Genomic DNA, 12,104 nt, shown 5'->3' with positions numbered 1-12,104 from the left:
GTAAGAATAAGAGAGAGGACGTTTCTGGTATGGCAGAGAAGAAGATAAGCTTTGAGCAGGCAATGGACCGGCTGGAGGAGATTGTCCGCCAGCTTGAGCGCGGAGACGCCCCGCTGGAGGAGTCGCTCTCTCTGTTTGAGGAGGGAACAAAGCTTGTGAAGCTGTGCTCCACCAGACTGGACCGCGCCGAGCAAAAGGTGAGCAAGCTGTTGGCTGGTCCGGATGGTGCACCCCAAGAGGCGCCCTTTTTTGAGGAGGGTCAGGAATGAGCAACGCGGCACAGCGTCTGGAGGAGCATCGTACGTTGGTGGAGGAGTGGCTGCGGGACTGCTTCCGGGAGCGGGAGCCCAGGGGCGACCTCTATGACGCCATGTATTACAGCCTGTTGGCAGGCGGCAAGCGGATCCGGCCGGTTCTCTTGCTGGAGTGCTGCCGTCTTTGCGGGGGTGAGCCTGCAGAGGCGCTGCCCTTTGCCGGTGCGATTGAGATGATCCATACCTACTCCCTGATTCATGACGATCTGCCGTGTATGGATGACGATGATCTGCGCCGGGGCCGCCCAACCAACCATAAAGTGTATGGGGAGGCCGCAGCGGTATTGGCTGGGGACGCGCTGCTGACTGCGGCCTTTGAGTTTATGCTGGATCCATCGGTCAAGCTGCCGCCGGAACGGGTGTTGGAGGCTGCCGGTATCCTGGCCCGGGCGGCCGGAGGCCGCGGCATGGTGGGCGGTCAGATATTGGATATGGCTGGTGAAGGCCATTCACTGGGCCTGCATGAGGTAGAAGAACTGCAGCGGTTGAAAACCGGGGCGCTGATTGCCGCCGCGGCTGAAATGGGCTGTGTTCTGGCTGGCGGCTCTCAGGAGCAGCGGCACTCCGTGCGGCGATATGCCGAGTGTGTCGGATTGGCCTTTCAGATTCAGGATGATATTCTGGATGTGGTGGGAGATACGGAAACCCTTGGGAAGCCGGTAGGCTCTGACGCCAAAAGTGAGAAAACCACCTTTGTAACATTGAAGGGTCTGGAAACCTGCCAGGAACTGGTACAGAAGCTGACAAACGAGGCTGTGGACGCATTGACCTGCTTTGGACTGGAAGGAGAGGGCCTGTGCTGGTTGGCAACCTCTCTGGCCAGTCGGGAGAAATGAGGAGAATATGCGCAATGTAGTAGATTTTTTCACCGGAAATTTGATTTTGAATTTGTCTATTCTGGCTTGGGCTGTGGCCCAGGTGATCAAATTCGTGATTACCCTGATTACCAAGCACAAGCTGGACTGGCGGCACTTTTTGTCCAGCGGCGGAATGCCCAGTTCCCATTCCGCTTTCGTGTGTGCATGCGCCTCTTCCATGGGGTATATGTATGGCTGGGCGTCGCCGGTTTTTACCGTCGCGGCAGTAGTGGCCATTGTCGTGATGTACGACGCGGCCAATGTGCGGAAGGCGGCGGGGGAACAGGCCAAGATCCTGAACTATATCATGGAGCATTGGACTGAAATGAAGCCCGCCATTTTTGGCAAGGAACTGAAAGAGCTCTTGGGGCATACACCCTTTCAGGTGCTGATGGGTGGCCTGCTGGGCATTGCAATCGGGCTGGCCGGTGCCTGGCTTTCTATGTAAGAGAAAATCCGGGCTTTAGCACAGGCCGGGAGGTGTTAGCATTTTTGATCTGGATCATATCCCTGATGATTTGAGCGGATTGAGCGACAGTGAGGCGACCGCGCTGTGTGAACTGCTGCGGGCCAGGCTGATTGATACTGTGTCGCGCACTGGAGGCCATTTGGCCTCCAGCCTGGGCGCGGTGGAGATTATTGTGGCGATCCATCGTGTGTTCCACACCAGTCAGGACCGTCTGGTGTTTGATGTGGGGCATCAGTGCTATGCCCATAAGATTCTGACTGGGCGCAATGAGGCTATGGAGACGCTGCGCACCTTGGGCGGCATTGCCGGTTTTCCCAAGCCGTCGGAAAGTGATTGCGACGCCTTTGTGGCCGGTCACGCCTCCAACTCCGTTTCAGTGGCGATCGGAATGGCAAGGGCAAGGACTTTACAGAAAGGGAAGTATCATGTTTTGGCGCTGATCGGCGACGGCGCTCTTTCTGGCGGTATGGCCTACGAGGGGCTTTCCGACGCTGGAGACAGTGGAGAACCGCTGATCGTTATTTTGAATGACAACGGCATGTCCATTACCAAAAGCGTGGGTGGAGTGGCGGATCATTTGGCCCGCCAGCGGCTGAAACCCCAATACCTTCGCTTCAAAAAGGGCTATCGCAAGGTGATGAGCGTATTACCTCTGGGCGGCCATATTTACAATGTAACGCATAAGGTGAAAACTGCCATTAAAGAGACCCTGCTGCCCTGTAGCTTGTTTGAAGATATGGGCTTTACCTACCTGGGGCCGGTGGATGGCCACGATGTCAAGCGCCTGACCCGGTTGCTGAATTATGCCAAGGAACTGGATGGGCCTGTGTTGCTCCATGTCAGGACTGTAAAGGGAAAAGGCTATTCACCTGCGGAGCGCAATCCGGACAGATTCCACGGTGTGGGCCGGTTCTGCGTGGAGACGGGGGAGCTGCTTCATCCGGCCGGTCCCAATTTTTCTTCCGTCTTTGGTCAGACCATGTGCCAGCTGGCAGAGGAGGACGGGGCTGTTTGCGCCATTACGGCAGCAATGCAGAGCGGCACAGGACTGGACCAGTTTGCCCAGCAATTTCCAGAACGATTTTTTGATGTTGGAATTGCGGAAGGCCATGCGGTGGCTATGGCGGCAGGGATGGCAAAGCAGGGAATGAAACCGGTCTTTGCGGTATACTCTTCCTTTCTGCAGAGGGCCTATGATATGCTCATCCATGACATAGCCCTCCAGCAACTCCACGTCGTACTGGCGGTGGACCGTGCCGGGCTTGTGGGGGAGGATGGAGAGACTCATCATGGCGTCTTTGATGCTGCATTTCTGGATACCATTCCTGGGATGACAGTCCTTTGCCCATCCAATTTCCAAGAGCTGCGCTCTATGCTTCGTTATGCTGTTTTTCAAGTGCCTGGTCCTGTTGCGATTCGGTATCCGAAAGGGAATGAGGGAACGTTTCAGTCGGATACCGGTTCTGTAAAGAGTTGTCTGCTCCAGGAAGGTAAGGACATTACCCTGATCGGGTATGGGATGATGATCAACCAGCTTTTGGAGTGTGCTGACCGCTTGGCCGAGCATGGCATTCATGCTGACATCGTGAAGTTAAATTGCATTACACCCATTGATTTGGAACCGATTGCCGCCTCGGTCAAAAAGACAAAACGCTTGTTCTGCGCAGAAGACAGCATCATGGCTAACTGTGTAGGGCAACGCCTTTTATCAGAGTTGGCTCTGCGGGGAATTTCGGTAGAGCGCAGTGCCTTGGTCAATACGGGAAGCACGTTTGTCACCCATGGTACAGTCTCCCAATTACAGGAGCTATGCGGATTGGACGGGGCACATTTATATCAACAGGCATTGGAGGTCTGCGGCTATGGCAAGCAATAAAAAGCGGCTGGACGTTCTGCTGGTGGAGCGGGGTCTTGTCGAAAGCCGCCAGAGGGCCCAGGCCATCATTATGAGCGGACAGGTCTACGTTGGCGAACAGAAGGTGGATAAAGCAGGTGTCCAGTTGCCGGAGGATGCAGATATCCAGGTGCGTGGGCAGGGACTGGCCTATGTCAGCCGCGGCGGCCTGAAGCTGGAAAAAGCGATGAAAACCTTTGCCGAGATCGACTTGGCGGGGGCGATCTGTGGTGATATCGGCGCATCTACCGGCGGTTTCACCGACTGTATGCTGCAAAATGGGGCTAAAAAGGTATATGCCGTGGATGTGGGCTATGGGCAGCTGGCTTGGAGTCTGCGCAGCGACCCTCGTGTGGTTTGCCTGGAGCGGACCAACGCCCGCTATCTGACCCATGAGCAGGTACCCGATGAACTGGATTTTGCCAGTGTGGATGTATCCTTTATCTCTCTCAGGCTGATCCTGCCCGCCCTGAGAGGGATTTTAAAGGAGCGGGGCAAGGTCGTTTGCCTGGTCAAACCGCAATTTGAAGCCGGCCGGGAAAAGGTGGGGAAGAAGGGTGTGGTACGGGACCCTAAAGTCCACCTGGAAGTGCTGGAGCATTTCTTGGTTCATGCCGGTGAAGCTGGATTTGGTGTAAAGGATATTACCTTTTCTCCAATCCGTGGGCCAGAAGGTAATATTGAATATCTTGGGTATCTTCAGGCGGGGGCAGAGAGCACTTGGTCTGGAGAACTGTCGACACTGGTGGAGCAGTCTCATCAAACGTTGGAGGGGACGGGCGCATGAAAGTGGTATTGAGCCCCAATCCCTATCGGGACCGAGGCCTGAAGGCCGCCCAGGCGGCAGAAAAGATTCTGCGGAGTGTAGGCGTGGAGACTGTAATGTGTTTGCCCTTTCCAGTAGAAGGGGGGAGCCTGGATCTGCCGAAGCATATCCGTTTTAAAAATACGCAGGAAGAGTTGAAAAGCGCAGACATGCTGATCTGTTTTGGAGGAGATGGAACCATTCTCCATGCAGCCAAGGATGCCAATGCCTGCCATGTACCAGTATTGGGTGTCAATTTGGGCAGCGTTGGATTTATGGCAGAGCTGGAGCAGGGAGAGTTGTCCATGCTTTCTCGCCTGGCAGCAGGGAAGTATACTATTGAGAGCCGCATGATGCTGGATGTAGTGGTGCGCCGTGAAGGGAAAATCATTTACAGTGATTTGGCTCTGAATGATGCCGCTGTGACAAAGGGGGCCGTTGCCCGTGTCGTGGATCTTGAGGTCTATGGGGATAAGGTGCTGATCTCCAGTTTTTCAGCGGACGGTGTGATCATCAGTACACCTACAGGGTCTACTGCCTATTCCATGTCTGCCGGAGGGCCTATCGTAGAGCCAACAGCTGAAAATATCATTGTCACCCCTATTTGCCCCCATGCGCTGTCAGCCCGCTCCTTTGTACTGGGGCGTGGGAGATTGCTGTCCGTCAAGCTGGGGCGGATGGTGCGCAAGACCACCTATCTGTCGGTAGATGGGGGAAAGGCGTTCCGGCTCAACGGAGGCGACGTGGTGGAAGCCAGGGAATCCAAATCCAAAACGCAGTTGGTACGCGTGACCGGACGCACATTTTATGAGATTTTGAATCATAAGTTGGGTGGTGTTTGAGCATGAAGGCAAAGCGGCAACAGGAGATTCTGCGGATTATTGAGGAGCAGGATATTGATACCCAGGATCAGCTTCTGACAGAACTGAAGGCCAGAGGGGTTCAGTCTACCCAGGCGACGATCTCCAGAGATATTAAGGAGCTTCATCTGATCAAAGAGCTGACCAGCTATGGAGCGTACCGCTATGCGGTCTCGGAACGCAAGGCATCTCTCAATTTCGCCGGGCGGCTGCGGACCATTTTCAAAGAGGGCGTCACCTCTTTTGACGTTGCGCAAAATATTGTAGTGCTTAAGACTATGCCCGGTCTGGCCTCAGCGGCCTGCGCCGCAATTGACGGCATGGACATCGCCAATCTGGTGGGCAGTCTGGCTGGGGACGACACCGCAATTCTGATTATGCGGACCAACGAGGATGCCGCCGAATTCTGCAATGAAATCCATTCCATGCTGAAATAAAGGGGCGTCAGCCCATGAGAACCCGGACGGTCAGGTGATACTATGCTTTCTCTGCTCCACATTGAAAATATCGCGGTTATCCAGACAGCAGATATTCAGTTTGACAGCGGCTTCAATGCCTTGACAGGTGAGACCGGCGCCGGAAAATCCATTGTGGTGGATGCCATCGGGGCCATTATCGGAGAGCGAACCAGCCGGGACCTGATCCGGACGGGCGCGAAGTCGGCTTTGGTCAACGCGGTATTTACCGCGCTGCCGGACTTGCCGTGGTTTCAGGAAAACGGCTGCGGGCCGGACGAGGAGGGGAATCTCCTCATTCAACGGGAGATCCAGCCGGACGGAAAAAATATCTGTCGGCTCAATGGCCGGCTTATCACGGTCTCTCAGCTGCGGCAGCTGGGCAGGCAGCTGCTCAATATCCACGGCCAGCATGATGGGCAGCAGCTGTTGGACGAGAAGTGTCATCTGGAATACCTGGATGGATTTGGAGCAACAGAGGAGGAGCGGATGGCCTTTCGGATCGCCTATGAAGCATTGGCCGCTCTGACCCGGGAAATTTCTGCGCTGCAGATGAACGAAGCGGAAAAAGCCAGACGGATTGACAACCTGCAATATCAAATCAGTGAGCTGGAGCGGGCCCAGCTTCAACCGGGCGAGGAGGAGGAACTGACCTGCCGCCGGGATTTGCTGCGCAACGCTGGTAAACTGATTGAGTCGGTGGAAGGGGCGCACTTGGCGTTGTCCGGCGACGAGGAACGGGATGGGGCGGCCGCTCTGCTGGGCGCCGGTGAGAATGCGCTCCATACCGCCGCCCGGCTCAGCCCACAGGCATCGGAGCTTCTGGACAAGCTGACGGAGCTGCGCTGTGCTGCCGATGATTTGGCCGAGCAGATCCGCGATCTGCGGGAGAGCTTTGACTTTGAGCCAGGAGAGCTGGATGAAATTGAGAGCCGGTTGGATGTGCTCCATCGTCTGAAAAAGAAATACGGCGGCACAGTGGAGGAGATGCTGGACTATCTGGAGCGCTGTAAAAAAGAACTGGATGAGATCCAGTTTTCTTCAGATAAAGTGGCCCGGCTGGAGAAGGAGCGGGACAAGGCCCTGGACGCCGCTGGTAAGGCGGGCAATGTCCTGAGTGCTGCCCGAAAGAAATGTGCCAAAGCCTTGGAAAAGCGGATCCAGAGTGAACTGGCCCAGCTGGATATGCCAAAGGTGCGCTTTCAGGTTCAATTTCAGCCCAAGGCGGGGGCGTACGGTATGGACGAAACCGGTATGGATGAGGTGCAGTTCCTCATGTCCGCCAATGTGGGCGAGGATCTGAAGCCAATCCAGAAGATCGCCTCCGGCGGCGAATTGGCCCGGATCATGCTGGCGCTGAAAAATGTACTGGCAGAGAACGATCAGGTGGGTACCATGGTCTTTGACGAGGTGGACACCGGAGTATCCGGACGGGCGGCCCAGAAGGTGGCGGAAAAGCTGGCCGACGTGGCCAGAAGCAAGCAGGTCTTGTGCGTCACCCATCTGCCCCAGCTGGCGGCTATGGCGGACGTTCATTTCTCGGTAGAGAAAGGGGAGCGGGCTGGCCGCACCTATACCCAGGTAGAGCGGCTGGACCGCAGCCGCCGGAAAGAGGAGTTGGCGCGGCTCACATCCGGGGAGCACATTACGGAGGCCACGCTGGATGCCGCCGGAGAGCTGCTGGACGGTGCGGAGCTCTATAAGCAACTTCACAAAAGCTAGATTTTGTTGAGTATAACATTTCCTCTTGACAAACAAACCTGGACATACTATAATCCAACACAATATGAAACTGCGATGACAGGGAGAAGTACCGTCGCCCGTCCCGCCCAGAGAGCCCCCGGTTTGGTGAGAGGGGGAGGGGACACGCCGGGAAATACACCTTGGAGTAGCCGCCTGAACGAAGTGGGTTTCCAGTAGGGCTGGGTCGGGTGCGCCCGTTATTGCGCCGCCGTGTGTTGGCACGGCCTGAGGCTGTTTTTGTGAGAAAACGGCGAACCAGAGGTGGTACCGCGTCTTTACGCCCTCTGTCCGAATGGACAGAGGGCGTTTTTGCATGAGATACCCAAATATTCAACAAGGAAAAGGAGAAGAGCGATGACTTGTTATGAAGAGCTGAAGGCCCGGGGATTGATTGCCCAGGTGACCAATGAGGAGGAGATCTCCAAGATGATCAATGAGGGCAAGGCTGTGTTTTACATTGGCTTTGACCCCACTGCCGACTCCCTCCATGTGGGCCACTTCATGGCTCTGTGCCTGATGAAGCGGCTCCAGATGGCCGGAAACCGCCCCATCGCGGTGATCGGCGGCGGCACCGGCATGGTGGGCGACCCCTCCGGCCGGTCTGATATGCGTACGATGATGACCCCTGAGACCATCCAGCACAACTGCGACTGCTTCAAAAAGCAGATGGAGCGCTTCATTGAGTTCGGCGAGGGCAAGGCCCAGATGGTGAACAACGCCGACTGGCTGATGAAACTGAACTATATTGAGCTGCTGCGGGATGTGGGCGCCTGCTTCTCGGTAAACAATATGCTGCGGGCCGAGTGCTACAAACAGCGGATGGAAAAGGGGCTCAGTTTCCTGGAATTCAACTATATGATCATGCAGTCCTACGATTTCTACTACCTGTTCCAGCACTATGGCTGCAATATGCAGTTCGGCGGCGACGACCAGTGGTCCAACATGCTGGGCGGCACTGAGCTGATCCGCCGCAAGCTGGGCAAGGACGCCCACGCCATGACCATCACCCTGCTGCTCAATTCTGAGGGGAAAAAGATGGGCAAGACCCAGTCCGGCGCGGTGTGGCTGGATCCAAACAAGACCAGTCCCTATGATTTTTATCAGTACTGGCGCAATGTGGGGGACGCCGACGTGCTCAAGTGTCTGCGCATGCTCACCTTCCTGCCGCTGGAGCAGATTGATGAGATGGACAAGTGGGAGGGCGCCCAGCTCAACACCGCCAAGGAAATTCTGGCCTTTGAACTGACCAAGCTGGTTCACGGGGAGGAAGAGGCCCAGAAGGCGCAGGATGCCGCCAAGGCCCTGTTTTCCACCGGCGGAGACAGGAGCAATATGCCCTCCACCACGCTGACGGCCGAGGATCTCACGGACGGAGCTATCGGTATCCTGGATCTGATGCTCAAGTGTGGCCTGGTGCCCTCCAAAAAGGAGGCCCGGCGGCTGATTGAGCAGGGCGGCGTGGAGCTGGACGGTGAGAAGGTGACCGACGTCAACGCTTCTGTGACCGCCGGGCAGCTGTCCGGTGAGGGTGTTACCATTAAAAAAGGCAAGAAGGTGTTTCACCGCGCTATGGTGGGATAACCAGGAGGGGGATGCCGCAAAATTTGTGGCGTCCCCCTTTTTCTGCGTCAGTCCGGTTGCAGCCGACCTGCCGCCATGGTACAATATGTTCTGATCAGACATGCTTCAAAAGGAGGAAAACGACGTGTCGGACGATGAAAACCGGGAGAAGAAGAAGTGGTACATCCTGGAGGGCCATTTTATCTCCCTGCTAGTGGTATTGCTGATTGCGATTTTGTTCTATGTGGGGCTCACCCATTTTGATGTGATCACTGTACGCATCAAAATGTTTATGAAGGTGCTCTCTCCCTTCATCGCCGGCTTTGCCATTGCCTATCTGCTCAATACCCCCATGTGCTTTTTTGAGCAGAAGCTATATGCCAAACGGAAAGGCAAGCGGGCGCTATCCATTACTACCGTGTATCTGTTGGCGTTGGCTGTATTGGTGATCCTGCTGAACCTCATTATTCCTCAGGTCGTGCAGAGCATTACAGACCTGGCTGCCAATATGCAGACGTATTTGGCCGGACTGGATACGCTGGTAAAGAACCTGACGGAACAATTTCAGCTGGAGGGCGATGGCATCAGTGAAATACTGGGATCCTATCAGGACATGATGAGCAATATCAGTGAGACGGTATCCAAGGCCCTGCCTCAGCTCCTGGATGTAGGCGTCGCCGTAGGTAACGGTGTGATTTCCGGCATTACGGCGGTCATCTCCTCTGTCTATATGCTGGCGGGGAAGGGGCGGCTGGTGCCTCAGATCAAAAAGATCCTGTATGCCATCCTGCCCAAGCGCCGCGCTGACTGGCTGCTGGACGTATGCAGCGAGGCCAACCGGATTTTTGTGGGCTTTATCAACGGCAAGCTGATTGATTCCGCCATTATCGGCGTGCTCTGCTTTATCCTGTGCCTGATCTTCCGCATTCCTTATCCCATGCTGGTCAGCGTGGTGGTGGGTGTAACCAATATCATCCCGTTTTTTGGCCCCATCATTGGCGCCATCCCTTGCCTGATGATTCTGGTCATCGTGGACCCCTGGGCCGCCCTGCGATTTTTTGTTCTGGTCATCGGCCTGCAGCAGTTTGACGGAAATATCCTGGGTCCCAAGATTTTGGGCGACAGCACGGGCCTGTCCGCCATTTGGGTGCTGATTGCCATTGTGACCTGCGGCGGTCTGTTTGGATTCCCTGGAATGGTTCTGGGCGTACCTACATTTGCGGTGCTCTACTCCCTGATGCGGGACTGGGTGAACAAACGGCTGCGCAAAAAGGGAATTGACGGAAATGGGAAACCCATTGATCCAGCCACATAAAAATTGGGAGAGCGTCAGTGACGCTCTCCCAATTTTTTATAGTGAAATCAAATCGGACATGGTATAGAGCCCAGGGGCCGTTATGCCGGCCAAAAACTTCGCCGCCCGTATTGCGCCAGAGGCAAATACATCCCGGCTCATAGCGGTATGGCGGAGCTCAATGACCTCGTCCCGCCCGGCAAAAATAACCTCATGATCTCCCACAATGCCGCCGCCTCGCACAGAGGAAATGCCGATTTCCGTTTTTCCTCTGGGTTTCCGGACAGCCTGGCGGTCAAAAACATATTCCGGCGTATAGGGGAGGGCCTCTGCGGCCGCGTCCGCCAGCATCAGTGCTGTACCACTGGGCGCATCCACTTTTTTATTGTGGTGGCGCTCTACGATTTCCAGATCAAAGCCTTCTCCCAGCGCTCGGACGGCGGAGCGCACCAGCTGCAGCAATACATTTACCCCAAGGGACATATTGGCTGAGCGGAAAATGGGAATTGCGCCGGCAGCACGGTCAATGTCCAGCAGCTGCTGCTCTGAATATCCGGTGGTAGCCAGCACCAGCGGAAGCCGGCGCTGGAGGCCGAACTCCAGCAGAGCGTCCAGCGCGGCAGGGGAGGAGAAATCAACCACCACATCTGCCTGCCCCTGGAATTCGGAAGGGGAGGAGTAGATGGGAAAATCCCGGTCACCGGCAGCGCCCAGCAGGTCAAAGCCGGCAATAATCTCAAATTCCGGGTCGGCAGAACAGATGGTTTCCACCACCCGCCCCATCCGGCCATTACAGCCGGAAATAATTAGCCTGACCATATTCCAACATCCTTTCCCACACTCAGGCGCTGAGCAGGCCCAGCTTCAGCATGGATTGCCGCAGCGTCTCCAGAGGGCCGTCGGTCATATCGCACAGCGGGAGCCGGAGCGACCCCACACCATAGCCTGCCAGGTTCATGGCGGCCTTGATCGGAATGGGATTGACCTCCAGAAAGAGGGCGTCAATAAAGTCCATATACTTCAGCTGAAGCTGAGCGGCCTCCTGAAAGCGGTCCTCCAGGCACAGATGGGTCATCTGCACCATAATCTCAGGCGCGATGTTGGCCACGACGGAAATGACCCCCTTGGCGCCCAGACTCATCATAGGTACCACCTGGTCGTCGTTTCCAGACCAGATATAGAAGTCATCGCCGCAGATGGCCTTGGTGTGGGCCAGCAAAGAGAAGTTGCCGCTGGCCTCCTTGACTCCGTTGATATGGGGATGCCGGGAGAGAACCTGATAGGTCTCAGCAGTAAAGGATACGCCGGTCCGGGACGGGACGTTGTAGAGGATCACAGGGAGCTCCGTCCGGTCGGCAATGTACTCATAATGCTTGATGAGGCCGGTCTGGGACGCTTTGTTGTAATAAGGGGTTACATGGAGCAGGGCGTCCGCTCCGGAGTCCTCCGCATGCTGGGACAGATAGACGGCAGCGGAAGTATCGTTGCTTCCCGCGCCGGCAATGACCTTGACCCGATGATTGACGTGTTTGACGCAGTACTCCACCACTGCGATGTGCTCCCGGATGGTGAGGGTGGAACACTCGCCGGTGGTACCGCAGACGCAGATGGCGTCTACACCGCGCTGGATCTGCTCGTCGATAATCTGGCCGAACAGATCGTAGTTGACAGTGCCGCTCTCGTCAAAGGGGGTTATAATAGCGGAACAGGCTCCGGTAAAAACAGGCTCTCTCATCATAGGGGTTACCTCCTACAATAATAATTACGGTTTAAGGCGCGGCCGCCAGCCGCGTCTTTTTCCATCTCAAAGCCGAAGCTGTTAGAATGAGAGAGTAAATGGCCTGACAGTGTGT

General features: G+C 55.8%; 12 protein-coding genes and 1 other annotated feature. Of the genes, 10 read left to right on the top strand and 2 right to left on the bottom strand.

The window, feature by feature from the left end; all coding sequences use genetic code 11:
- Positions 1-29: 29 nt before the first annotated feature.
- The 10 genes from xseB (at position 30) to B5F88_RS08225 (ending at position 10,272) form a co-directional block, all read left to right on the top strand.
- Positions 30-269 carry an exodeoxyribonuclease VII small subunit gene (xseB, locus tag B5F88_RS08270; RefSeq protein WP_087344190.1) on the top strand — a complete coding sequence of 80 codons (240 nt, stop codon included), beginning with the start codon at positions 30-32 and terminating at the stop codon, positions 267-269.
- Entirely contained in the window at positions 266-1,150 is an 885-nt protein-coding gene (locus B5F88_RS08265; RefSeq protein WP_087344187.1) for a polyprenyl synthetase family protein, read from the top strand. Before xseB ends, B5F88_RS08265 begins: the two co-directional genes overlap by 4 nt.
- Positions 1,089-1,619, top strand: coding sequence for a divergent PAP2 family protein (locus B5F88_RS08260; protein ID WP_338125351.1), 531 nt, complete (start codon positions 1,089-1,091; stop codon positions 1,617-1,619). Before B5F88_RS08265 ends, B5F88_RS08260 begins: the two co-directional genes overlap by 62 nt.
- Positions 1,620-1,668: 49 nt before the next feature.
- On the top strand, positions 1,669-3,516 hold the full coding sequence (gene dxs / locus B5F88_RS08255) for a 1-deoxy-D-xylulose-5-phosphate synthase (RefSeq protein WP_087344181.1): 1,848 nt from the start codon (positions 1,669-1,671) through the stop codon (positions 3,514-3,516).
- Positions 3,503-4,321 (top strand): TlyA family RNA methyltransferase, encoded by an 819-nt coding sequence (locus tag B5F88_RS08250; protein WP_087344178.1) that lies wholly within the window; start codon positions 3,503-3,505, stop codon positions 4,319-4,321. The genes dxs and B5F88_RS08250 overlap by 14 nt, the downstream gene beginning before the upstream one ends.
- On the top strand, positions 4,318-5,181 hold the full coding sequence (locus tag B5F88_RS08245) for an NAD(+)/NADH kinase (RefSeq protein ID WP_087344175.1): 864 nt from the start codon (positions 4,318-4,320) through the stop codon (positions 5,179-5,181). The genes B5F88_RS08250 and B5F88_RS08245 overlap by 4 nt, the downstream gene beginning before the upstream one ends.
- A gap of 2 nt (positions 5,182-5,183) precedes the next feature.
- Entirely contained in the window at positions 5,184-5,636 is a 453-nt protein-coding gene (locus B5F88_RS08240) for an arginine repressor (protein ID WP_087344172.1), read from the top strand.
- A 42-nt stretch (positions 5,637-5,678) separates the two neighbouring features.
- Positions 5,679-7,376, top strand: coding sequence for a DNA repair protein RecN (gene recN, locus B5F88_RS08235; protein ID WP_087344169.1), 1,698 nt, complete (start codon positions 5,679-5,681; stop codon positions 7,374-7,376).
- Positions 7,377-7,442: 66 nt separating this feature from the next.
- Positions 7,443-7,685 (top strand) — a binding site (T-box leader).
- A gap of 66 nt (positions 7,686-7,751) precedes the next feature.
- Positions 7,752-8,978, top strand: a complete 1,227-nt coding sequence (gene tyrS / locus B5F88_RS08230; RefSeq protein ID WP_087344166.1) for a tyrosine--tRNA ligase — start codon at positions 7,752-7,754, stop codon at positions 8,976-8,978.
- A gap of 124 nt (positions 8,979-9,102) precedes the next feature.
- Positions 9,103-10,272, top strand: a complete 1,170-nt coding sequence (locus B5F88_RS08225) for an AI-2E family transporter (protein ID WP_087344163.1) — start codon at positions 9,103-9,105, stop codon at positions 10,270-10,272.
- Between the two features lie 36 nt (positions 10,273-10,308).
- Here B5F88_RS08225 and dapB read toward each other — a convergent pair whose 3' ends face one another.
- Together dapB and dapA are read right to left on the bottom strand one after the other, a co-directional pair.
- On the bottom strand, positions 10,309-11,070 hold the full coding sequence (dapB, locus tag B5F88_RS08220; RefSeq protein ID WP_087344160.1) for a 4-hydroxy-tetrahydrodipicolinate reductase: 762 nt from the start codon (positions 11,068-11,070) through the stop codon (positions 10,309-10,311).
- Positions 11,071-11,092: 22 nt separating this feature from the next.
- On the bottom strand, positions 11,093-11,986 hold the full coding sequence (gene dapA, locus B5F88_RS08215) for a 4-hydroxy-tetrahydrodipicolinate synthase (protein ID WP_087344280.1): 894 nt from the start codon (positions 11,984-11,986) through the stop codon (positions 11,093-11,095).
- Between the last annotated feature and the right edge of the window lie 118 nt (positions 11,987-12,104).

The organism is Flavonifractor sp. An306 (assembly GCF_002159455.1).
Lineage (GTDB): Bacteria > Bacillota > Clostridia > Oscillospirales > Oscillospiraceae > Flavonifractor.
This window is presented reverse-complemented; position numbering and strand designations above follow the sequence as displayed.

Excerpts from the sequence above, each read along its gene's own strand:
- xseB (WP_087344190.1), top strand. The coding sequence starts at position 30 with ATGGCAGAGAAGAAGATAAGCTTTGAGCAGGCAATGGACCGGCTGGAG.
- B5F88_RS08265 (WP_087344187.1), top strand. The coding sequence starts at position 266 with ATGAGCAACGCGGCACAGCGTCTGGAGGAGCATCGTACGTTGGTGGAG.
- B5F88_RS08250 (WP_087344178.1), top strand. The coding sequence starts at position 3,503 with ATGGCAAGCAATAAAAAGCGGCTGGACGTTCTGCTGGTGGAGCGGGGT.
- B5F88_RS08245 (WP_087344175.1), top strand. The coding sequence starts at position 4,318 with ATGAAAGTGGTATTGAGCCCCAATCCCTATCGGGACCGAGGCCTGAAG.
- B5F88_RS08240 (WP_087344172.1), top strand. The coding sequence starts at position 5,184 with ATGAAGGCAAAGCGGCAACAGGAGATTCTGCGGATTATTGAGGAGCAG.
- recN (WP_087344169.1), top strand. The coding sequence starts at position 5,679 with ATGCTTTCTCTGCTCCACATTGAAAATATCGCGGTTATCCAGACAGCA.
- tyrS (WP_087344166.1), top strand. The coding sequence starts at position 7,752 with ATGACTTGTTATGAAGAGCTGAAGGCCCGGGGATTGATTGCCCAGGTG.
- dapB (WP_087344160.1), bottom strand. The coding sequence starts at position 11,070 with ATGGTCAGGCTAATTATTTCCGGCTGTAATGGCCGGATGGGGCGGGTG.
- dapA (WP_087344280.1), bottom strand. The coding sequence starts at position 11,986 with ATGAGAGAGCCTGTTTTTACCGGAGCCTGTTCCGCTATTATAACCCCC.